At 35.4% G+C, this 25,032-nt stretch carries 18 protein-coding genes; all 18 read right to left on the reverse strand.

Annotation, left to right across the window (positions count from 1 at the left end):
• Positions 1-600: 600 nt before the first annotated feature.
• On the reverse strand, positions 601-1,281 hold the full coding sequence (locus JO178_RS05770) for a hypothetical protein (RefSeq protein ID WP_291932996.1): 681 nt from the start codon (positions 1,279-1,281) through the stop codon (positions 601-603).
• A gap of 11 nt (positions 1,282-1,292) precedes the next feature.
• Positions 1,293-2,156, reverse strand: coding sequence for a dTDP-4-dehydrorhamnose reductase (gene rfbD, locus JO178_RS05775; protein WP_291932998.1), 864 nt, complete (start codon positions 2,154-2,156; stop codon positions 1,293-1,295).
• Between the two features lie 43 nt (positions 2,157-2,199).
• Positions 2,200-2,685, reverse strand: a complete 486-nt coding sequence (locus JO178_RS05780; RefSeq protein ID WP_291932999.1) for an acyl-CoA thioesterase — start codon at positions 2,683-2,685, stop codon at positions 2,200-2,202.
• Positions 2,686-2,755: 70 nt separating this feature from the next.
• Complete coding sequence (locus JO178_RS05785; RefSeq protein WP_291933001.1) at positions 2,756-3,259, reverse strand: OmpH family outer membrane protein; 504 nt, start codon at positions 3,257-3,259, stop codon at positions 2,756-2,758.
• Between the two features lie 67 nt (positions 3,260-3,326).
• Entirely contained in the window at positions 3,327-3,881 is a 555-nt protein-coding gene (locus tag JO178_RS05790) for an OmpH family outer membrane protein (RefSeq protein WP_291933003.1), read from the reverse strand.
• Positions 3,882-3,889: 8 nt separating this feature from the next.
• Positions 3,890-6,445 (reverse strand): outer membrane protein assembly factor BamA, encoded by a 2,556-nt coding sequence (gene bamA / locus JO178_RS05795; RefSeq protein WP_291933005.1) that lies wholly within the window; start codon positions 6,443-6,445, stop codon positions 3,890-3,892.
• A 28-nt stretch (positions 6,446-6,473) separates the two neighbouring features.
• On the reverse strand, positions 6,474-7,223 hold the full coding sequence (locus tag JO178_RS05800) for an isoprenyl transferase (RefSeq protein WP_291933007.1): 750 nt from the start codon (positions 7,221-7,223) through the stop codon (positions 6,474-6,476).
• Positions 7,224-7,228: 5 nt separating this feature from the next.
• Complete coding sequence (locus JO178_RS05805; RefSeq protein WP_291933010.1) at positions 7,229-8,119, reverse strand: DUF6089 family protein; 891 nt, start codon at positions 8,117-8,119, stop codon at positions 7,229-7,231.
• Positions 8,120-8,332: 213 nt separating this feature from the next.
• Positions 8,333-10,840: a polysaccharide biosynthesis tyrosine autokinase gene (locus JO178_RS05810; RefSeq protein WP_291933012.1), complete on the reverse strand. Its 2,508-nt coding sequence runs from the start codon at positions 10,838-10,840 to the stop codon at positions 8,333-8,335.
• A gap of 4 nt (positions 10,841-10,844) precedes the next feature.
• Positions 10,845-11,726, reverse strand: a complete 882-nt coding sequence (locus JO178_RS05815; protein ID WP_291933014.1) for a polysaccharide biosynthesis/export family protein — start codon at positions 11,724-11,726, stop codon at positions 10,845-10,847.
• Between the two features lie 35 nt (positions 11,727-11,761).
• Positions 11,762-12,880 carry an MraY family glycosyltransferase gene (locus tag JO178_RS05820; protein ID WP_291933015.1) on the reverse strand — a complete coding sequence of 373 codons (1,119 nt, stop codon included), beginning with the start codon at positions 12,878-12,880 and terminating at the stop codon, positions 11,762-11,764.
• Positions 12,881-12,994: 114 nt separating this feature from the next.
• Positions 12,995-13,996, reverse strand: coding sequence for a glycosyltransferase (locus tag JO178_RS05825; protein WP_291933018.1), 1,002 nt, complete (start codon positions 13,994-13,996; stop codon positions 12,995-12,997).
• Positions 13,997-13,999: 3 nt separating this feature from the next.
• On the reverse strand, positions 14,000-15,070 hold the full coding sequence (locus tag JO178_RS05830) for a formimidoylglutamase (RefSeq protein WP_291933020.1): 1,071 nt from the start codon (positions 15,068-15,070) through the stop codon (positions 14,000-14,002).
• Positions 15,071-15,216: 146 nt separating this feature from the next.
• Positions 15,217-17,778 (reverse strand): type I DNA topoisomerase, encoded by a 2,562-nt coding sequence (topA, locus tag JO178_RS05835; protein WP_291933023.1) that lies wholly within the window; start codon positions 17,776-17,778, stop codon positions 15,217-15,219.
• A 51-nt stretch (positions 17,779-17,829) separates the two neighbouring features.
• Entirely contained in the window at positions 17,830-18,978 is a 1,149-nt protein-coding gene (locus JO178_RS05840; RefSeq protein ID WP_291933024.1) for a hypothetical protein, read from the reverse strand.
• Positions 18,979-19,212: 234 nt separating this feature from the next.
• Complete coding sequence (locus JO178_RS05845) at positions 19,213-22,542, reverse strand: hypothetical protein (protein WP_291933025.1); 3,330 nt, start codon at positions 22,540-22,542, stop codon at positions 19,213-19,215.
• 253 nt (positions 22,543-22,795) lie between these two features.
• Positions 22,796-23,935: an EpsG family protein gene (locus tag JO178_RS05850; RefSeq protein WP_291933026.1), complete on the reverse strand. Its 1,140-nt coding sequence runs from the start codon at positions 23,933-23,935 to the stop codon at positions 22,796-22,798.
• Entirely contained in the window at positions 23,932-24,942 is a 1,011-nt protein-coding gene (locus JO178_RS05855) for a hypothetical protein (protein ID WP_291933027.1), read from the reverse strand. Before JO178_RS05855 ends, JO178_RS05850 begins: the two co-directional genes overlap by 4 nt.
• Between the last annotated feature and the right edge of the window lie 90 nt (positions 24,943-25,032).

Here is a 25,032-nt window from a genome sequence, read left to right on the forward strand (position 1 = left end):
CCGAATCTCTTTCGTTTTTCAGTGGGGCAAAGATAGAAACTTCTCCATTACCCCGCAAGTTTATTTAACTTAAAATTCATATAATCGTAATATTTAAGGCTAATATGCTGATCAGCAAGTGGAAAAATTTTAAACAAATGTTTGGGCGGGCTATCCGATACACGGAGCGGAACAGATATTAGTCTATATATATAAGAATAACGGATGTATGAAGGTGTTTTCGAAAATGGGATATGACCCGGACGGAGATGCATACATTATATATAGGGTAAGGCGAAAGCCTTATCGAATTGGAGAATGTATTTTTAAATGAACGGGCTGAAGACCGCTCCTATGGATGGGTATTATCGTTATTTATCCTGGTTATTGGCTCGCTTCCCATATTTAGCCCCGATAGAAGCGGGTACCCCGCAGTAAGGAATGGAAAGATGAAAGGTATGGTGAGGGAAACCCGGCACGAGGAGTATGAGCGGATAGCGGGTATAAGCTCCTGAATATACGGGAAGGGACAGGAAAAGTCGGAAAAATCAAATGTGAATTTTTTTTCAAAAAAAAGCTGGTTATTATTCTCACGTAATAACCAGCTTTTTAATGGCGTTTTTACAAGGTCTCTTCCTGATAAATAGTGCTCAAAAATTCGGCGTAAGATTTTTCTAAACCAATAATATCACCTGATTTCAGATTCAAACCTCCGTTTCCGGAAGTATCCGATTTAATTTTAAGAGAAGAAATCTGAAAATACATATTCTCATTATTATCTTTTGGCTGAACTCTGATTGTTGAGCCTAATAATTTTTTTGTTGAAATTGTATAAATCTGCCCGGGAATAATTTTAAATTTTAAAAATGATCTGGGTTTTAAGATATAGTCTTTTTGATTTACACTTATTTTCTGATCTTTTTCAGAGGAAGCAAATATATACATGGCCCCATCACTAACCACTAATTTTTCTTTTGGTGTATAGTAAAGCGAAATTTTATAGTTGGCAGGATTAAACGGCTCAACTGTACCATCAATTTTATCAAAAGGTTTTAATGCAAATGTATTGGCGCCAATTTCTTTTGCTTTTTTATGAATTAATGAAAAAACAGCTGCGTCGTCTTTTGAAAATCCCTGGACTCCTATTTCTCCTAAATAAATAGCATCTGCAATTGCACCGTCTTTTTTATATAAAAATTTATCTTTATTGTCGTTGACTTTCTCAACTTTGTTCAGATAAACATTCTGTGCACTCAAAAGCTGAACACATAATGTCGAAATGATGATTGCAAAGTTTCTCATATATTTTAATGCTATTGTTGTGAAAGTATGTTTACACATTCTTCCAGACTATTTTCCCAATGTTTAGGTTCTATTTTATAGATCTGCTCTATTTTGTCTAATGCCATGGTACTTCTTACCGGTCTTTTGGCAGGGGTAGGATACTGATCCGTTGTTAAAGGATTCAATTTTATGGAAGACTTTGAAAATTCTGCAATTTTTTTAGCGAATTCAAACCAGGTTGTTTCAGGATAATTGGAGAAATGGAAAATTCCAAATGTTTTTTCCGGCGTTTCAATAATATCCATTATGGCTTCTGAAAGGTCGTTAGCATTGGTAGGCTGTCCGAACTGATCGGCAACGATGCCTAATTCTTCTTTTTGCGAAAATAAATTCAGCATGGTTTTAACAAAGTTTTTATTGAACTCTGAATATAACCAAGATGTTCTCAGGATAATGGATCTCGGGTTAATTTCCAATGCAAGCTCCTCTCCTCTTCTTTTTGACTCTCCGTATACTCCTATCGGATTGGTAAAATCGTCTTCGGAGTATGAAAGGTTTGTATCTCCATCAAAAACATAGTCGGTAGAAACATGAATCAAAATTGTTTTATATTCTGCGCAAGACTGAGCAAGATTGGCAACCCCATCGGCATTCACTGCGAATGCTTTTTCTTTTTCAGTTTCAGCGAGGTCGACAGCTGTATAAGCTGAAGCATTGATACAGTAGTCTGGTTTGTTATCGTAAAAGAAATCGTTTACCTGTTCTTCGTTTGTAATATTTAAAGTTTCTGAATCGGTAAATAAAAATTCATATTTATGTTCAAAATCAGGGGCTATTTTTCTAATGCAATTTCCCAATTGGCCATTGCTACCTATTACCAGTATTTTTTTCATTTATATTATTCTTTAAAATTGACAAAAGATTTACTTGGCTTATTTAAGAGTTTCTTGCATTTTGAGATCTCAAAAATTTCACTCTTGGCTGAAAATCTTTTTGTTCTAAGTTTACATAAAATTTATGGAAAGTTTCTTTGATATCTTCAGGATGAATTTCAGATTTTCTTGTTTTTACATTAAAGTAAATAACGGTTACCCATAATACTGCATGAATCGTTTTTTCGTCTAAACTTTTCATCAGAATTTCCACTTTAGCAGTTCTGTCCTGTATATCGATTGTTTTACTACTAATAACGACCTGTGTATTGTACCGTACTTCTTTCAGATAAGCAATTTCATTTTGAATGGCAATCCAGGTACATCCTGTTTGCTTTGTATATTCTTCATAAGTAAATCCGTAAAATGTTTCTACATGATCTTCTCTTGCGTTGAACATATAATCCAGATATTTCACATTATTAAGATGTCCGATCGGATCGCAGTCACTAAATCTAACCTTTACCTTGGTTGATACTTCTTTTTCCATTCCGCAAAAATAAAAAAACCACCTCTAAAAGAGGCGGTTAGTTTTATAAATCTTTGTTAATTCGCAGAAATTATTGAATTCCTAATTCTTTTTTTACAGCTGCAGTAGCATCTGGTCCTGCTTTATAAACGAATGCTGCTGAATTGGCATCCATGATGTAGTCATATCCACTAGCTTTAGCTACTTTTTCTACTGCATCGTTAAGCTTTTTCTCAATAGGTCCGAAAGCTACATCTTGTTTAGCCTGTAGATCTTTTTGAGCTTTTTCCTGCATTTGGCCTATTTCTTCCTGAATTTTTTGTAATTCAGCTTCTCTAGCTTTGTTTTCGTCTGCAGTTTTCTTAGGAGCTTCTTCACTGTACTGCTTTAGTTTAGCTTGTCCAGCATCTGCCTTTTTCTTGATCTCAGCTTGTTTTGTATCTAAGAATGTTTTAAGATCAGCATCAGCTTTTTTCTTTTCAGGCATTGCATTAAGAACTCCCATTACATCTAAAGTAGCAATTTTTTGAGCTTTTGCCATACCTACTGATACAACCATCATTACCGCTGCAAATAATACACTTAATTTTTTCATAACTGGTAAAATAAATAATTTAATTTGTTTTTAGATTTTAAATTTAAGTAAAAGTTAATATAAAAAATTACTTTTTACTTTTATTATTAGTTTTTTCTTTCTTCTCGGTACCCTTTAACAAAATGTCCAGGACCTTATCTGTAAAATCATATTTTTTCTGAAGAAAAATGACACTAATGTTATTGCTTTTATCAAGAACTATGCCCAAACCGTTTTTCTCGGACATTGTTTTGATAGCATTCCAGATCTGATCCTGAAACGGCTGCACCAAGTTTGTTCTTAACTTTGTGATTTCGCCGTTGGCACCAAAACGCAAGCTGGTTGTTGTTTTGATATTTTTATCAAGATCTACGACTTCTTTTTCTCTCAGCTTTAATTGATCTCCTATCAATAATACTTTTTCACTTTCAAAAGCAGCTTTTTTTCTTTCGTACTCAGACTGCAGATTTTGAAGTTCTGACTGCCAGGTATCAATCTGAGAGTTTAATCTCGCTTCAGCTTCTTTGTATTGAGGGAGTTTATTTAAAATATAATCAGTATCCACCACACCTATTTTCTGGGCATTACTTAGTCCAAAAAACAAGAACAAAACGAATGTGAAAGCTACTTTAAAATTTTTCATATGTATAATTATAATGATTGGTTCATCAAGAAGTGAGTCTTCCATCCGGATGGTTCAGTACCGTTAAGAACTTTATCAAATCCGTAAGCGAAGTCAAATCCAATTAATCCAAATGCACCCATATATACTCTGACACCAACACCTATAGATCTTTTTAACTGGAACGGATTGTATCCACTCCAAGAGTTCCATACGTTACCTCCTTCAGCAAATGTCAATGCATAGATTTTAGCAGTCTGATTCATGGAAATCGGGTATCTTAACTCCAGGGTAAATCTGTTGTAGATTGTTCCACCTCCTTTTGGAGTAATATCACCCTGAGAAACATCTCCTCCATAACTGGAAGCATTTTCATAACCTCTTAAAGGGATCAGTTCTCTACCATCATATCTACCACCGAATAGCCCTGTTCCTCCCATATAGAATCTTTCAAAAGGCGGCGCTCCCAACTGGCTGTTGTATCCGTCCATGAATCCCATTTCAGCAGAAGATCTTAGTACCAATTTACCAATGATCTCATTATAGACATCTGCTTTGAACTTGATTTTATAGAATTCCATCCATTTATACTTGTCAATCGGGTTCATTGTAGAATAATCTTTATTGCTAAACAATGAATATGGAGGAGTCAGTTTTGCCGAAAGTTCGATATTAGAACCCATTGTCGGGAAAATAGGGTCAATACCTGCCGAGTTTCTGCTTAATCCTAAGTTAATACTAAAGTTATTTGCATTTCCATAGTTTTCTGTAGTATCTCCGAATTGGAACGGATAGTTACTAAAGTTATATTTCTGGAACTGAATTCCTGTATATAAGGAGAAATAATCATCCGGCCAGTTTAACAGTCTGTTTAACCCCACTGAAGCAGAGAAAATATTCAATCTTGACGGATCTGAACTTGTACTGGTAATAGAGGTACTATATCTGACAACAGAGTTGTTAATACTTACAGAAAGTGCTGTAGGTCTTGTTCCAAATAACCATGGTTCAGTAAATGAGATCCCGTAATTCTGGAAATATTGTCCTGCCTGCACCTGAATTGATAACGTTTGACCATCACCCTGAGGGACTGGTCTGAAGTCTTTAAATTTAAGGAAATTCTTTAACGAGAAGTTGTTAAATGTCAATCCTAATGTTCCGATAAAGCTGGAACCACCATAACCGGCCTGCAACTGAACTTGTGAAGATCCTTTTTCCACTAATTTCCAGTTGATATCTACCGTATTGTCCTGTTGGTTGGGCTGAATATCCTGTCCGATTTGTTGTGGATCAAAGAATGACATCCCTGCTAAATCAAAATAAGTTCTTTTGATTTCTGTTTTCTTGAACAAATCACCGGGTCTTGTTCTTAGTGCTCTCAAAATAACGTGGTCATGGGTTGTTGTATTTCCCTGCCATGTCACTTTATTCCAGGTAGCCTGCTCGCCTTCGTTAATTCTAATTTCAAGATTAACGGCATTCCCTGTTACAGATTTTTCTACCGGTGTTATATTTGAGAAAAGGTAACCATTGTTCATGTATACAGATTTGATATCTGAATCATCTTCTTTACCTCCGTCTTCTCCTACTTTTTTATTAAATCCTACGGCATCGTAAATATCACCCTTCTTGTATCCAAGAAGTCTTTGCAACATTTCCGTATTGTATACTGTATTTCCGGTAAACGTAATATCTCCAATGTAATATTTTTTACCTTCGTTAAGTTTTACATTGATTTCGTAATTATTTTTCTTATTTCTCCATACAGAATCTGAAACAATTTTTGCATCTCTGTATCCTAATGAGTTATAATAATTGATTAAACTACGTTTATCTTCCTGATATTTGTCTTCGATAAATTTTGATGATTTCAAAATTCCGCCGATACCAAAACGCTTTTGTTTGGTTTCTTTGAAGGCTTTATTTCTAAGCTTTCTGTCCGTTACGGTTTCGTTTCCTTCAAATTCAATATGGTCGATCTTTACTCTCTTCCCTTTCTCTACATTGATCGTCCAGTCTACCAAAGCAGGGTCACCGGCATTAGCCTTATCCTGAATACTGATTTTAGCATCTGCAAAACCTTTTTTGATATAGTCTTTCGGAATATTTGTTTTAAGACTTGAAATCAGATTCTGAGTGATTTTTGTTCCGGGCTTCAGGTTATTATCCTTGGCCAGTTTTTCACTTTTAGATTTACCGATTCCCTTTCCTTTGAATTTAACTTCTCCAAGTTCTTTCAGGTCTTCCAGATAAAATCTCAGAATGATGGTTTGTCCTTCAATACTCTGAACATAAACTTCCACTTCAGAAAAAGATTGGGTATCCCAAAGCTTTTTAACAGCATTGCTGATTTTCTGTCCCGGAATATCTACACTCTCTCCTTTGGATAAGCCTGTAAATCTTAAGATTTGAGCTGGTGTATATTTTTTTACCCCATCTACTACAATGTCTTTAAGTGTATAAGTGCCTACTTCACTTTCTGCATGTACAGCATTATTTACTTTTGTGCTGTCTTGAGGAGTTACTTGTCCATAAAAATGTGCAGAAGCAGCAAACATAATGATGGGTAATAGTCTAAACTTCATTTTATCGAGTCTTTCTTTTCTTAAAAATTTATTGGCCTTGTATCTGTTCACCGGTTAGTCCGTATCTTCTTTCTTTGTTTTGAAAATCAACAATACATTGGAAGAAAATATCTTTTGTAAAATCCGGCCACAGGACATCTAAAAACTGAAATTCCGCATAAGCAATCTGCCAAAGGAGGAAATTACTTATTCTTATTTCTCCGCTGGTTCTGATCAGTAGGTCTACAGGAGGAAAATCTTTTGTATAGAGGTAGCTTTCGAATAAATTTTCATCAATATTCTCTACGTCTATTTTTCCTTCTTTTACATCAGAACTTATATTTTTTACAGCATTTAAAATTTCATTTTGCGAGCCATAGCTTATCGCCAATACTAAGTTTCCTTTTGTGTTTTCTTTTGTGAGCTCTACCACATGTTGCAACTGCTCTCTTACTAAAGTCGGCAGTGCATTCAGATTCCCTATCACATGCATTCTTAACCCTTTGGTAAAAATCTCTTCTGCTTCAAGCAACAAAGTCTCTACAAGCAGATTCATAAGGGTATTTACTTCTTCAGCCGGACGATTCCAGTTTTCTGAAGAGAATGTATATAATGTTAAATAAGGAATATTGACCTCATTACAAGCATTAATGGCATTTCTTACTGCATTAATGGCATTTTTGTGACCGAAAGTTCTTTCTTCGCCACGAGATTTTGCCCATCTTCCATTGCCATCCATAATGATAGCCACGTGTTTTGGTAAATTCTCAGAATTTATTTTATCTTTAATCAACGACATATTAATTAATCACAATAACATGGAGGTCTTCCGAATGAAAATGTCAGTCCTAAACTGAAAGTATTCATCCAATCATTAGATTTATCATCTCCAATATTTCTACTTTTCACAAACGCATCTTGTCTTTCTTTAGAGACTGCGTAATAGCTTCCTGACTGTAATAATGAACCTCCCGTTGCAGGGTCTAAAATATCTGCATTATAAGAAGTTTTTACATCTTTAGATAAAATTTTACTGTGATCCAGCTGATCAGTCAGTGTATATCTGAAGGTAGCTTCTGCAAATATAGCCCAAGTATGGTTAAATTTATACTTTAAACCAACTCCAAAAGGAATATGCACTGTTACTTTTTTTCCTAACGAATATTCTGTTCTCGTCTGGAAGTCTAATTCATTAATAGGCGCTTGCGCCACTCCATCCGCATCTCTTCTGAAGTCATTCACAAGGGTAGCTTTGGGAGCATCAAACATTAAAGCACCAATACCTCCGAAAATGTATGGGCTTACCATGCTCACCTGTTCATTATTTATTGGGAAAAAGTTGTATTCGAACATTAAACTTGCTTCGTATACATTATTCTTTCCGTATGAGTTTCTGTTTTTTCTATATTCTTCTTTCGCAGCTTTATCACTAAACTGGATCTGATTATATCCTAGATCCAATCTAACAGTTTGATGCGGGTTAAAATTAAATCTGTATAACAATCCTCCATAAAACGGGACACCCCAATCTGATACTCTGTTTAAATCCAACGGCTTTTGTAAAATATAATTTGTCCTTCCTACATCTCCCACTAGGTTACTCATCCCTAGACGAACTCCCAATTCGTTTCTTTGTGCTTTAACACTCACCACTCCAAGGAAGGCGAGGAAGCTAAACAATAATTTTTTATTCATAAAAGAATATGGATTTATGGTTATTTTAAAATTTAATTTTTGCAAATATAAAACATTTTTATATTAATGATAATCTTAATGTTTAGTTAAAAATAAACAAAAAAACATAATTTGTTATAAAGTAAACGGCAAAGTGGCAAAAATATTCTTTTTTTCTCAGATTGAAAATAAATAATATATGAGAAAACCCCCATTAGATGAGGGTTTAAGGCTCTAATTTTTATTAAACAATGTTCGTACTCTGTTCCTGATCCTAATTAATAGGGGTTCTTTATAATTTTTATCATCATCAAAATAACCGTATCCATAGCCATAGCCGTATCCATAGCCATATCCGTAACCATATCCCTGTTTTGTATTATAATCATTATAGATAAGGCCTAAATGATCAATTTCATTGTTATGATATTTATCGGTTACCATCTTCAGCATATATTTTTCTGTGTATTCATGGCGCACAACATAAAGATTGGCATCAGAATATTTCATTAATTCATAAGAGTCCGCTACCAGACCTACAGGTGGTGAATCGATGATGATAAAATCATACTTTTCTTTCAATTCTTCTATAAATTTGATATTTCTCTGACTCATTAAAAGTTCAGACGGGTTGGGTGGAATGGGTCCCGAAGTTGCCACATCCAGATTCGGAATTTTTGTTTTATTAAGGATCTGATCTATTTCTACTTCTCCGGTAAGATAATTTGAAATACCATATTTATTATCAATTTTAAAATCACCAAAGATTTTAGGTTTTCTAAGATCCATTCCTAAAAGGATTGTTTTTTTATCACTTAAGCCTATTACAGAAGCCAAGTTGATGGAAACATAAGTTTTACCTTCTCCACCGATGGAAGAAGTTACCAATATCATTTTTCCTTTTTCACTTTCATTATCGATCAGGAACCTCATATTAGCCCTGATTCCTCTAAACGCTTCCGAAACGGAGGACTTAGGCTGTTCCAGTACGGTAAGCATACTTTCGTTGCTGTTGTTTCCGATAACTCCCAATAATGGAATTTTAGTGGCACTTATCAGCTCTTTAATATTTCTGATCTTACTATCAAGTAGTTCTCCGATGAGAATAAATACCAAAGGCAGCAGAAGCATTCCTGATATGATACTGATCCTTGCCAGTCTTACATTAGGGCCAATAGGATGTTGTCCCAGATTTTTTGCAGGGTCAATGACACTGATATCAGATTGATTGGTTGCCATTCTCATCTGGGTATCATTTTGTCTGCTCAAAAGACTGTTATAGGTAGCTTCAATCATATTATAACCTCTTTCCGCATCAAGATATTTCCTTTCTTTTTCCGGATAGGAAGCAAGATCAGCATTGGCATTACCTACCTCACGATCAATTTTATTGATTTCATCATAATATCTGCCGTAATAATTTCTCAGACTATTCGATGCTCCCATTTTAGCTTCGTTAATCAATCTGTTCACCTCTTTCATGGGCTCAGAGTTAGGCTTATAGATCGCAGCCATTTCTGACCTTTTGGTGTACAATGCTTTCAGTTCAGTAACTGTTGCCGTGAACATTCCGTCTTCAAAGCCAGCAGCATTGGTACCGATCATTTTATCAAAATCCTGAGACTGGAGGGTATTTTTAATGCTATTTAAAGAACTTATTTTACTGACAATATCAGCTTTTTTTGCTTCTAACTCTTTGATTTTATCCAGTGATTTTTCATCCCTGTCCTTAATGTTATAAAGTTTTTCCGAAGTCTTTAAGTAATTCAGGACATATGCACTGGAGTCCAGTTTTTTACGAATTTTATCCAGATTTCCCTGCAGATAAAGATCCGTATTTTTATTCACTATGTTTTTATCAGCAAGTCTCTTTTTCTGTAATTCTGCGACAGATTTATTCAAAAAGTTAACCGTACTGTTAAGATTGTACCCTTTTTTAGTAATAACCATAATACTATTAATCTCTTTATCGAAATCAACGGCAATGGTAGAAATAATTTCATTAACGCTTTGGTTTACTGAATTCAGACTTACAATAACATTATCCAGTTTGATTTTAGGACTAACCGGGTTTTGAAGTAATCTGAATCTTAAATTAGGTGAATTATACCATTCATTGACTCTGATGATTTTATTAGCAGGTCTGGCATATGCATTAATTGTCTGAAATCCTTCGGTTTCGAAATTATATAAACTTGTAGATTCTCCTTCTTCCGGCAAAACGACTTCATAAGTTCCACCACCTTTTGGAACCAGTGTAAAAGAATAATTAATCTGCTGAAGATGTTTCTTATCTATCTGTAAAAAAACAGGAGAATCATCTTTATCCAAGTAGGTAGATTTTATCAGTCCTTTTGTGGAATAATTAACAAAAAGATCCAGCTCTTTCACCAAAAACTCGTTATGAGATCTTGATAAAAGCATTTTTTTTAAGAATATACCGTCCTGATTACCGTTTTGTCCCCAGATAAAGTTAATAGATTGACTTGCCTGGGTAGGTTGTAAAAAGCTTGCAGTATTATTAGATGTACTTAAGGATATATCTGAAGCAAATATACTTTGTGCATAATATTTACTATAAATCCAGGAAATAGCATAGCCGATAAACAGCATAATCACAAACCAGTACCAGTTTTTAAGTAATCTTCTTAAAAAATGTTCAATATCAAATAATGCAAACGCCCCGTACTTATCTTTGGAGGAGTTGCCTTGTCCTGCTTTAATGTCGTTTTCTGGAATCATGAGATTAAAGTCTTTGCAGGATTGTGTATAAAGTTAACGCAGTGGTAATTGCCGTCACACTGGTAAGCAATGTCTGAATAGGATCTTTTCCGAAACCATTCAGACTCTTCTTTCTGGTATTCAGATAAATCTCATCACCATTTTGTACATAATAATACGGTGAGTTCATAAGATCCTCACGGGTAAGATCTATTTTGGCTATTTTAATTCCTTCAGGTAATTTTCTGTGAATCACAACACTCTTTCTATCAACAGTTCTGTTTAAACCACCATTAATAGCTAAAGCTTCAGTGATTGTCATTGTATTTTTGTGAGCTACTTTTTCACCGGAAAGACCTGTAGTTTCCACATCTCCGAGAATATAATACGTAATACCGTCAGTATTTAATCTTACTTCTGATTTACCATCCTGAAAGTTTTCATTGACTTTAGTCTGTATCTCTGTTTTTACATCGTCCAATGTTCTTCCTTCTGCCTTAATATACCCGATTCCAAAAACATTAACATCTCCGTTGGAGTCTACTTTAAGTCCGTTAAAATAGAAATTAATATTTCCTCCCATGCTGGCCCCTCCTCCACCTCCGTTTCCGCCAAGGGCTCTTCCTCCGGCAATGGCGCCTGTATTTTGCGGAGGAACTCCCACTCCTCCCGATGTATTATTGGAAGAATAGAATTGTGCGGCATCTCCTTTTGGAGTGGTAACAATATTAAGATTGAGGATGTCATTTTTTGTAATCCGATAAACAGGTATATTGTAGGGAACAAGACCTTCTTCGTTAATGACAAGACTTTCACTTGGCTGCAGATACCTTACATCTTTTGGGGTAATGCAGGAAGTAAGTAAAAAGGGTAGGATTAAAAATAAATATTTAAAGTTCTTCATCATATTTAGATATGTTTACAAAAGTAAAGATTAAATTATTAATTTTTATTGTTTTTTAAACGATACAGCAAATCAGGTAAATAAGCTCCTAAAAAGCCTAGTAAAATGATAATCAGCAATAAGATATTCACATTTGTGTGTCTTAAATAATAAGCTATCGCCACAATCATCAGATAATAAACAATGATATAAAACGATGATCTTCTGTGTGTGAAGCCAAGTTTTAACAATTTATGGTGAATATGGTTTTTATCCGCATCAAATGGAGATTTTTTATTCAGAAGCCTTACTACGATTACGTTTAATGTATCCACAATGGGAAGAATCAGGATAGCAACAGCAACCACAGGAGCGGATTGTAAATGATACCTCGGAACATCTGCCATTTTTTTATCAATAAAAATATCGATAAAACAGATAGAGGTGAAAGCCAGCAAGAAACCCAGCAACATAGAACCGGTATCCCCCATAAAAATTTTATTCGTCCTATAATTTGACAGATTGTAGTATAAAAATGCCATGACTGTACCTATAATTACGACAGATAATATAACCAGCGGATAATTGTATTCCCCCAGTCTGTAGTAACTAATACCGAAAAACGCACTGCAAATCACAGAATACCCGCCTGCCAGACCATCAATACCATCTATCAGGTTGAAAGCATTAATCAGCACAATAAATGTTATAATACTGAAAACAATGCTCACAAAATATTCGAGTTCATATACTCCGAAAATACCAAATAAGCTTCTTATCCTGATATCTGATCCGATAACCACTAATGATGATACAACTATTTGTGCGACCAGCTTTTTATAGGCTCTCATCACCACAATATCATCCATTACCCCCACATATAAGAGAATAATCAATGAAGCAAATAAGAATTTATAGAGATCAAACAGCTCATAAGCAAATATGGAAGCACAAATCCCTATGGAATAGAAAATGGCAATTCCGCCAAGGTTAGGAATTTTTCTGAGATGGGAACTTCTTATTCCCGGTTCATCCATAAGGTTTTTCCTTCTGGAAATTTTAACAATAGTAGGGATGGAAAAAAAGGTTATTAAAAAAGAGAATACAAAACCTAATCCTATTTTCAAGTAGAAAATAGGGATCCCCGACCCGCTTAAGAACAATTCAAAATTTTTCATTCTTTTTCTTATCCAGTACATCTATGCTTCAAATGAAAAATCATAGTGCAGATTCATCGATAATCTTCATTATAATTTTTCTAGTGTTCGAAACAATAGCACTTACATTTGTGTTTATATCAATTTTCTTATCAATTTCTTTTGTCCTGCAAAAAATAAGAGATAAAAAATCTTTTTCTTCACTGGCAAAGATAAAAGATAATTCTTACCAAAACGACTATAGTTCAATATATCTTGAATTTTTATCTCTCTTTTTTTAATAAAAACGCTCAGCTGATCAGCCATTTCATAGAAGACTTTCTCTTCTTTTACAAAGGCCAGATAGGCCAGAAAAGAATACACTCCTTCAAAAATCTGAAAATTTTTCAGTTCTTTTCTTTTATTTGAATATACGGATCGCTCAAAAGCGTGTTCCACATCAGCTACTGCTTTAAGAATATCGAGTCCCTTCTCGGTATGAGTTTTTGTAATAGAATCAGTCCGTTCAAGATACTGATAATGGAAATTTTGGGTCTGGGCAATATGAGTACAGTCCAATAAAAGCTGGGGAATGAGCTGAATATCCTCAAAATGCACTCCTTTTTTAAATCTTTTCCCGGTAAAAAGGTCTCTTTTAAATAATTTATTACAGGCAAAATAGCTCAGATCTGCAAATACGGAAAAATTTTCTTCCAGACAGATGCTCTCAGACATATTGGGAATCTGAGTCAGCTTTTGAGTAATCTTTCCGTTTTGATCTACTTTCTGAATATTGCAGATCACCATATTAGCCTGATGTTTTTCTGCCAGAAACAACATATCTTCAAACATAGTTTCCGTAACATAATCATCACTGTCTACAAAACCTATGTAATCCCCTGTTGTATGATCAAGTCCGAAATTGCGGGCATCACTTAACCCTCCGTTCTCTTTGGTAAAAGCTTTTATTTTTTCAGGATATTCCCTGGCAAAATTCTGAATAATCTCTTCAGACTGATCCGTACTTCCATCGTTTACAACAATAATCTCAATATTCTGAAGACTTTGATGAACTAAAGAATTTAAACATGTTGCCAAATAATTTTCGACATTATAAACGGGAACAATGATGGAAACTTTTGAGGGAACGTTTATCATACATTAAAATTTCATCAGTCTTGCATTCAGCCAGCCTTTTTTGGCATCATCAAAATCCCTTCTGGAACATGGGACACAGTTTTCTATATTTTCATCTTCACCAAAATACCACAAATTGCTGAAGGTATCCCTTTTAAAAGCATATTGTCTGTCATCTACCAGAACATAGAACAATTCGTAATGTCTTTCTTTCGGATGTGACCGCTGAATATTAATACCTTCAATCAGATACCATAACATCTGCGCTAGCAACTGATGATTCAGCTGATTTTCCGAATAAATATTATAATTAAAGATACCTACAGATTTCAGGTTTTCACTTAATCCGATTTCTTTCATATAAGCGCAGACCTCTCTTCTGTTTAATCCATTTACCTGCGGATTCATTGAAAAAGGCTCACTAAAACTTTCGATAGCATCACAATTGACAGTCACCAGATCTGCTTTTCTGAAAAAAGGCTCTGTTTTCTCAGTGGAATTCATCATTTCGGCCAGACGAATGATATCGAACTCTACTTCTTTAATCAATCGTACAGAATCCATTTCATTCAAATGTTTCTGATATCCTAGATGATGATAGTTTTTAATAGAAAAATTCTTGGCTCCGAAAATTTTACTCAAAAAGGTATGTTCATTAATATTTTCACCTTGTTTAAGAGAAATAATATTGCTTACCTGGGTATAATTGATCTCTTTTCGATGAAAATTCAATGCTGAAAAGAGAGAAAATGCAAAGTCGTTGGATCCGCCGATAATCACCGGAAGTGCTCTTTTATAATGACAGGCAGATAAAACTTCCTGCAGAATATAATGAGAATCCTGAACAGATTTTCCGGACACCAAATCCCCAAGATCCACAACCGGAATGTCAAAATCCAACTGTGACAGTTTGTAAAATTCCTTTCTGACCGCTGTAAAATCCTGTACTTCCGCCTCTCCGTTTGCTCCTCTGTAGTCCGACACGAATAAAAGCACAATACTGTCTTCTTTTATATCTTTTGTGATACGATTACCGATTTGCCAGCTTTCTGTTTTGAAATTTCTTGGTGAAATGATAAAGTCTTCAAAATCCATATTCTAACTTAAAATGTAATAACTTATTAATTTCTTGATATAACAAACATACAAAAAAACCATAGGAAGACATGAGGCTGTGATACTTTTGTTCATAAAAAAAACCGTCAACATTTCTGTTAACGGCTCTATGGTATTTTTTGATATTATTTCTTTTTGGCGGCAGGCTTTTTTACAGCAGTTGTTTTCTTGGCTGCAGTTGTTTTTTTAGCCGCTGGTTTTTTCTTTTCTGCAAAAGCATTTTTATCCTGATCCGTGATCCATTTTTTTACTTCATCCAGAGAAACCTCTTTCAGTTCTTCCGCATCATATTTGGTGTCATCACTTTTCTTTGGAATTTTAAACATTGCTTTTCCAAATTTAATGAAAGGACCCCACCTCCCGTTTTCAAGGGAAATCTTTTCTTTCTCCCATTGTTGGATATAGCGGTTGGCTTCTTTTTCCAGTTTAGCATCAATCAGCTCATTGATATCCGTTTGAGAAAGGTTATCAAAATTGTATTTTTTAGGAACATTTACAAAAATATCTTTGTATTTAATAAATGGTCCAAACCTTCCTGTTCCTTTCGTTACCGGCTCACCTTTATAAGTAGCAATCGGGGCATCAGCTTTTTTCTTTTCGCTGATGATTTCTTCTGCGCGGTTTTGGTCTACCGAAAGCGGATCTTCACCCTTTGGAATACTGATATATGTTTCTCCCCATTTTACATAAGGACCAAATCTTCCTACTCCTACAGAAACCGGCTGTCCGTCTACTTCACTTAAATCAAAAGGTAATTTGAACAGCTCAAGTGCTTCTTCAAAAGTAATGGTTGCAATATTCTGACCTGCCATTAATGAGGCAAAAATTGGTTTTTCCTCATCATCTGTTTCTCCGATCTGAATCATTGCTCCAAATCTGCCGATTCGGGCATGTACATTTTTACCTGTTTTAGGATCTACTCCTAACAACCTGTCTCCGGTTGCACGATCAGCATTTTCCTCTACATCTTCAATTCTCGGGTGGAATTTGGAGTAGAAATTCGTCATCATTTCTTTCCACTTCTGATCTCCGCTCGCAATTTCGTCAAAACTTTCTTCTACTCTTGCTGTAAAACCATAATCCAGGATTTCCGTAAAGTTATCTGTAAGGAAGTCATTCACGACTTCTCCTATATCGGTAGGAATAAATTTATTTTTATCACCTCCGAACTTTTCGCTGAGAACCACTTTCTTGATTTTATCTTTCACCAGAGACATTTTAATGACTTCACGGGTGTGTGGTTCAATCTCACGTTTATCAACATATTCTCTGTTCTGGATCGTCTGAATCGTAGGCGCATAAGTAGAAGGTCTACCAATCCCTAATTCCTCAAGTTTTCTTACCAGACCCGCTTCCGTATATCTTGCACTTGGTCTGGTAAATTTTTCAGTAGCGGTGATTGTTTTATAGCTTAGAATTTCACCAACTTTTACTTTTGGCAATAGCTTTTCATTGTTTTCTTCATCATCTTCTTCCGTCTTTACAATACCATAAGCTTTTAAAAATCCGTCAAATATAATTACTTCTCCCTGTGCTTCAAAATGATGCGGTAAGGAAGCATTTCCGATTTCAATAACTGTTTTTTCAATCTTGGCATTTGCCATCTGGGAAGCAAGTGTTCTTCTGTATATCAATTGATACAGTTTGTTCAGCTGAGCATCACTAATACTTGTCACGCCAAAATCCGTAGGACGGATCGCTTCGTGAGCTTCCTGTGCAGATGCAGACTTTGTTGTATAATTTCTTGGTGAAGAATATTCGGCACCGTATTCTGAAATAATTTGTTTTTTTGCTCCTTCAATCGCTTCCTGAGAAAGGTTTACCGAGTCTGTTCTCATATAAGTAATAAACCCTTCTTCATATAATCTTTGCGCCAGACGCATCGTATTAGTCACATTATACCCTAATCTTGAAGAAGCTTCCTGCTGTAATGTGGAAGTGGTAAATGGAGCCGATGCAGAACGCATTCCGGGCTTGGTTTCAACATTGAGAACTTTAAACTCCGTTGTTTTTGCCTGTTCAAGGAATTTTTCAGCATCTGCTTCTTTATCGAAGTCTTTTTTAAGTTTTGCGGCAATTTCCTGTTCTGCATTATGTAAGAAAATTCCATCCAGTTTAAAGCTTGCTTTTGGCGTAAACTCACGGATTTCTTTTTCTCTTTCTACTATTAATCTTACAGCAACAGACTGCACCCTTCCTGCAGACAACCCTGGTTTTACTTTCTTCCACAATACCGGTGACATTTCAAAACCTACAATTCTATCTAAAACTCTTCTTGCCTGTTGGGCATTTACGAGATTCTGATCAATATCTCTTGGATTATCTATTGCTTTTAGAATGGCATTTTTAGTAATTTCATGGAAAACAATTCTTTTTCTGTTTTCAGGCTTCAGTTTTAATTCATCGGCTAAGTGCCATGCAATAGCTTCTCCCTCACGGTCTTCATCGGAAGCCAGCCACACCATCTCCGCTTTCTTTACTGCTGCCTTTAATTCCGTTACTAATTTCTTTTTATCTGCGGAAACTTCGTAATCAGGGCTGAATGTAGCAAGGTCTATTCCCATACCTTTTTTAGGCAAATCCCGGATATGTCCGAAACTGGATTTCACTTCAAAATCCTTTCCTAAATATTTCTGAATAGTTTTTGCTTTTGCCGGGGACTCGACGATTACTAAATTTTTCGACATTCTAAAAATTTTTTGCAAAAGTAAAGCTTTTTTATTATATACTTTTTATAATCAAATTTTATTTAGCAATTCTAAAGGGGCAACAAAGACCCTGTAAAGGATTCCTTCGAATGTAAAACCCCATCCTGACATCTCCACTCTATATAGTAATGAGAAGATTATGATACTTAGCACCACGTAAAACTTCTTGTTGACCATGATGGGTTCATAAACATAAATTGAGCGCCCATTCCTCAGCACTAAAGCAAAAAGCACAATCATAAGCATCATATGGATATACATCCACCTTCCCCAGTCTATAGCCAGATAAAAGAGTGGTAATGAAAACAAAAGTGCACCGATCAACAAAATAGATAAAATCTTTCGGTTATTTAGATATTTGAAATAATACCCTATATGAAAAACACTTATTGCCAGACTTACAAAATAAAGTCTATATTCTTTGGCATGTTCCTTTATATATTGTCTTTCATCAATACTCCAATAAAAAATACCATAGGTAGGGTGTACTCCTCTTTTATTTAAAATCTCCAGAGACATACCCTCATTGACATTTTTACCAAAAAGGATAATCAGCACAGCCGGTACTCCAGCGGCTATAAAATATTTTATATATCCGGCATACTCCAGCTTTCCTCTTTTTAAATAAAGTGCAATGGCAAAATAAGGAATATAAAAGAGTGTCACCTCATGCAATAATGTACTGATACAAAGCAATACGCAAAAAATATACTCTTTTGTTTTGGAAAGTTTATCATGATCCAGTAAGTAAACAAAATAAGTAAACAACAGAAAGACAATGAATTCTTTTTTTCCTACATAGGTTACCGTATTTAATAATCCGATAAAACCTATAGCAGACATCAACAATGACAGATAAAGAAAGTCCGTTACCTTATACCGGATCAGCTTTGTATAGTACCAGAAGAATCCGGCAATAATTAAAAATTGAAAAAAGTAAACAATATAATTAAGCCTCAGTCCTGTAAGATCCTGTAAAATAAAGAAAAAACTTCCGGAAAGCCCTCTTCTTTTAAACCCGCCGTCTTCATAATTGATCAGCCAGTCTGCGAGAATATATCCGTCATCTTTAAAATTATAGATATAGGTAAAAGCGAGAGTATAAATGGCAGTAACTGCAATAAGAAAATAAATAAAGATCTTAATATTAAAACAGTGTATAAATTTCTCTAACCTCATAGTGTATTTTTAAAACCTGTAAAAAGAAACAACCTGGAAAACTGGCTGCTGCTCATTTTTTATAAGTCCTAAAATTATGAATTTACAAATATTCATAAGCATATATTTCTTTTTTTTAACAGGATTAATTCATGATCATTGTTTAAGAGTGAATGACATGTTCAGCCTACAATACACAACCATAAAGCCGGCCCCATATGGAACCGGCATATTTTCAGTTCTGCTCCCGCACATTTATTTTTTTTCATTAACCTCTTCTTCACGAAAAGTTATCAACTCCCTTGTCAATGCAGATGAAACCGTGACCTGATCTTTAGGAATAGGCCCTGATTCATTACCATTGGCATCAGATTTCATTTTTACACATCTGCAATTCATTCCGAAATAAGGATCATTATTATCATGAAAAGCAATCATCCGGTTTGTGGAAGAAGCCGCATCCCACAGAACACCAATGGGCCTTCCTATGTAATTTGAAAGCAGAGCTCCCGTCCAGATTCCGGGATATTGGAAATTAATAACATTATAATTTCCTGCTGCGCTTTGATTACCGGTCACACTTCTGAATCCTCGCGAGCCTGAATTCGGATATGTCCCGATTCTGTATGACCGGTCATCAAAGGTATATCCAATTGTAGTTGTCGTACTGGGATTTCTTACCCGTGTCCCTAAATAATCTGTAAGTATACTATACGACGTTGCTACATTTTTATCTTTTTTATACCACGGGGAAATTCCAAAATCCTGATTCGCTGTAATGGCAGTCCCTATGACATCCGGAATTCTCCATCCGTCAGGACACGGATCAAAAGGTGATTTTTTAGTTGCTCTTCCCCATCTGTCGGGCGCCAGATTAGGTTCATTGGCCAGCCAGTCTGTTCCGTTTGTAAAATTGGGAGCAGCACTGTTAAAAGGAGCAAAAGTACTCGGAATCATGTATACCAAAGGATTTCGTACAGAATAAGTTAAAACTTTTGAAATTTTATCTGCAATTTTATCTGAAGTCACCACATTGGCATTGGCAGCATTTGTATAGGTATTAAACGGCACAATATAGTTTCCGGGGAAATTATTATAAGTTGCCGAGGTCAGGGTCGTATAGCTTACCGTTCCGTCTGCCGCTGTACTTCCTAAAAATATATTATAAGAAGCTCTGTTATCAGCATACTGAAAAGTGGGAATCGGATCTTTTCTTCCCCATTGATAGTGCATTCCTGTTGAAGCCCGAATTTTTGACAGTTCTGCCGCGGTAGGAGTTAACGGATTGGCAATTAACGGAAAAGCATCGGTAGCACCAAGGTTCCGGTCCATAAACTCTGTCTGCAATGGACCTGATCCTTTATCAACATAATTTACGTAATTCACAGCATCCGTATTCGGCAGTTCGGTGGTGTAAGAAATGGAAGCGACCGGAGTATCCGTAACCCAAATATGCCAGCTCCAATAAACAGGATTTGCAATACTTCCGTTATGCAAAGTTACTACTGCATTTCCACTTTGATTGGGGGTAACCACAACAACAATTTTAGTATTTGAAATTCCGGAAAGTGAACCTGGCGAAGCATTAGGAATTGTTATTTTACTTATCAGGCCTGAATTTGTACTCCAGAGAACGTTAGCTTTTAAATTATTAAAATTCAGCGGAGAAAGAATATCTCTATTATTTAAAATTTCACTTTGAACAGAGAATGCCTTGTTTACAGGAATCTCAAGAGTAGTGGCTGTTGCGCTTTTTACAATCTGATAGGTATTCGGATTATTCATTCCCTCTCTGAATTCAACAACAGGAGGTAAATATTCCGTGGGAAAGTCATAATTATCCAGCACATATAAAGGATCTTTTATACACCGGCATGCATTAGCTCCCGAAGTTTCTCCGGTTGCTAAGGGCATATACCAGTACCTGCCTTTGATAGCGGGAAAAGCAGCATCAGGAATATCCGGCTGATCTTTATCTGGAACCATAAAAAGTGTTCTTGCTCCAACTACCGGCGTATTATCGAAATGCTTGGCCATAGTTGCCGTCCACAAACCGGTATGGTGCTGATCTGTATATTGTCCTAAATGAACCGTAAGCCCCAATTGCCCCGTCCCCGGAAACACACCCATATTCAAACCATTCACACTGGACAAATCAAACCCTGTGTTGGCATATAATTTAAACCCCTTCATATAATCCGGAGTATTGGCATCCGTTGGCTTGATTATATGATATTTATTAGTCTCAAAAGTATTTTTACTCATATTTGTTCTCACTCCAAAGGGTGAAAAGTCTATTCTTACATCATCTATATAAGTTTGAGATGCCAGATTGGCTACCAGTACTGAAGGAATTCGCCAACCATTCGGACAGGGGTCATAGGAAGATTTATCCCTGTAGGGTCTTGCATTTCCGTCATCATTATAATTAACATCAATTTTTCCCTGAGAATTATCTGACCATAAATTCAGCTCAGAAAGCTGTGCATCCGGGATGGAAGCTGATTTTCCGAACCAGTTGACCATCAGCGCTGTATTGTTATTATAATAAGCAGGCCCTGAGTTATCGTCTTTATTAACATAAATAAGGCTTAGCGGATTTTTGACAGACAGCCTGATATTATTACCTACTTCAGCATTGGAAAGCAGTACAAATTTTCTAAGATCATCAATTTTCACAGCCCCTGTAAAATTTTTAGCATCTCTGTGTCTTACTCTTCCTATTGATCCGGAAACTTCATAAAAATCATTCCCTTTTAAAGCCAGTGGCGGAATAGGATCTTTTCTTCCCCATTGATAAAGCAAACCTCCGTTTTTATTCCATTCTGCGGATGTGATTGAATTGCCGAGAGCACCCAGATTCCTGTCCATCCACTTCCATTCGGCGTCCGGAATCTTCTCTGTAACTCCGTTCGTCCGTTGTCTTGATACTCCGGTAAAACTTTTGTAAGTTGAACCATTCTCAGGAGTATCCGTTACCCAAATATGCCATGACCAGAAGACTTCATCATTAATTTTCAAAGCAACAACAGCATTTCCTTCTTTAGATTTATTAATGGGGACTTTTATTTTAGCATTTTCTCCGGAATCTATTATTTCCAGGACATATCCTACACCTGACTTTATCAGCCCCGGATTATCTTCCCAAAGAACATCTGCCGTAACTTTTCCGGCAGGAATTCCCGAACCTCCGAGGATTTTATCCTGCAGCCACATGACATATGCCTTCTTTACAGGAACATACAAACCTTCATTATTCTGACTTGGATCAAAAAAATAACTATTAGGAGCTTTTGTCCAGTCTCTTCCATCATCATAAATCTTTCTGCTGACCTTCTGATTATTTTTGTAGTCTGAAAAGCCTACATGCATCGCTTTCTTATCCCGCTTTATACGGAAGTGATCAGAATTGCGGGTATTTCCATCCTTTGACCGAGAGATAACGGCAATCGTATCCGTATAATTTTTGTGAAGTTTCTCAACCCTAACCTCCCGTTTTTTAAGCTCTATACCATAAACAGAGCCTATACATATCAACACTAGGCAAATCATTGCCACTAACGTTTTAAACACTGATTTTTTCATCTTACTGATATTTATACAAACACCAGCACACCTTTACACCTTTAATATAAAATACGCTACGTTTTCATAAACAAACACAACATAAACCGAACTAACACCAAATAGTTCAATTCAATCGCTTTATGAATAAAAAATCAATAATTTAAAATTAACACGATCAAAAAATACACCAAAAGAAAAAAGTGGCATTAATACCACTTTTTATTTTATATTTTTAATGTTAATAAGCTTTTTGTAAAAAAATAAGACAACACTATGGAAGTAAATAATTTTTATATAAATCAATAGTAAATCTTCCTGCTTTTATATTATTGAAAGCGGAGAAAACTACAAAATTGAAAATAGTAAGCGCTATAATAAATGCATAAATCATTCTTTTAACATTGGCTGAAACTACATACATAGCATTAGGAATCAGCAAATAGGAGAATCCGATAAACGCTCCGGCCAATCTTGATGAAAAGATAGGATTATTTCTAAAGATAAAATAAAAGCAAATCCCGATAACAGCATAGGCTCTATGATATTCATAATAAGGATAGAGCTCTTTCATTTTGGTATCAAAAGCAAACAGGAAAAAAGTCAGAATAGCCATCATGGCTTCGGGAATTCCAAAACCGCCGTTCAGCCTCTGAATAGATTCATCCATATACCCGTTAAACCCTTCCACCAGCATCGTACTTCCGGCGACACCATCCAGAAAACTTCCAAAAGTTCTGTATACTTCAAACGGAGATAAAAATATCGAGGTAATAATCAGTATCAGCATGGTAATCTTATTCAACGGAATGCGAACAAGCCAGTACATTGGTAAAAACAAATAACTGACACTATGTATTCCGGCTGCCAGTAATATAAAGAAAAGGTAATGCCAGAATTTTCGTTCTTTAATATACCGTATGGCAAAATACACCATAAAGGTCCCTAAATTCTGCCTGATCTGTCCGCTTTCACCAATAAAAAATCCGGGAATAAAAATCAACAATGTAAAAGTAAAGGGATAGAATGTATTATCATCTGTATATTCTACTTTGAAGAATACTGCAAAAATAGCAATGACCAGGGTAAGCATATAAAAAGGTGCGTCAAAGACGTTAAGTAAAATCTTATTTATCAACGTATAGAGCCATTCCACATCCAAATGCTCAGGTCCTTCCATATGAAGGGCTTTCATAATAATACTTAGATAACTTTTTGTATCAGAATAAATATAAATTCCCCGATAACTTCCATAATCAGGCCCTACATTATCACGAAGACCCGCAATAAGAATCAGATAAACCCCTAGAAACCAGAACCACTTCTTTTCCACCTTTCTGCCAAAGACTTCCTGAATACTGAAAAACAGCATATAAACAATGGCGATTATATAATATGGATGCAATAAACTCATTGATTCGGTATAAAATTTTTAAACTGATGTGAAGCGATCACAATTCCTGTAAGAATTAAGGGTAAAAACAATCTTGTTTCCCAAAAAAGGCCTACCATTGTAATCATGGCAAGGTAAGGTAACGAAAAGAAAAGAAATTTTTTAAAAACAAGTTTAGAGCCGGATTCGCTGCACAGTATATAACTAAAATAAAATCCTATAATCCCAAAAAGCAACCCTGCCAGATTATAAAAACTTGTAAAGTTTTTAAGAAAATAGATCCCCTCAAAAAAAGAAGACTTCTGAGAGATGCTCAGCCTCAAGCCTATATAAGCCACACAAAATGCAGCGAAAACAAAGAAAATATCTCTTACAGACCTGTAGTCTTTATTTTTAAATGTATTCCAATCAAAAAATACGGCGGCAAAAAAAGCAATATTCAGGCAGGCCGTTTCCCTTACGAATGTTGAAACAAAAATCACTATACACAAAGTAATTAAACTCATGGTCTCTCTTTTATGAAAATATTGTAAGCTAAGAAAAATACCCCACAGGTAAAAGAAAATAGCAATAAGATCACAATTGGTCGGAACATACTGAACGATTACAATCAGAAAAACCGCCAACAGATGAACCAACATTCTGACTCTGGAATTTAACAGCAACCCTGCTGATTTCAGTTGTAAGATTTTATCTAAAATAATAGATGATAGAATAAAAAAGAAAGCATTGATGAGAAAGGTGCTATGATAAAAATAAGATCCGCTTTTTGACAATGTTTTTTTCAGAAAAGGAGTATAATTTTCAACAACATACGTGAAAATCTCCGTCACGTGCACACTGAGAAAATTTGGAATCACCCGGTAAGCATATACGGAAGTAAACATAAAATCCGGAGCCTTTTCTGCAGATTTTATCCACAAAACATACGAAGTTTCAAACCCGTAGTATGCCATAGCGAAAAGCAGGAAAGGGAAAATTATGACCAATAAAAGTCCGTTTATTTTTTCATCAATTTTTTTAAACATATCAAAATCTCAATTTCTTACTCAAGAAGTTTTTTGTTTTAAAATACATTTTATCAAAAGGGAACTTTTGCAAAAGTAGATTTTTTTTTC

Origin of the sequence: Chryseobacterium sp. (assembly GCF_019236175.1) — a bacterium.
In the GTDB taxonomy this organism is placed as follows: Bacteria; Bacteroidota; Bacteroidia; order Flavobacteriales; family Weeksellaceae; genus Chryseobacterium.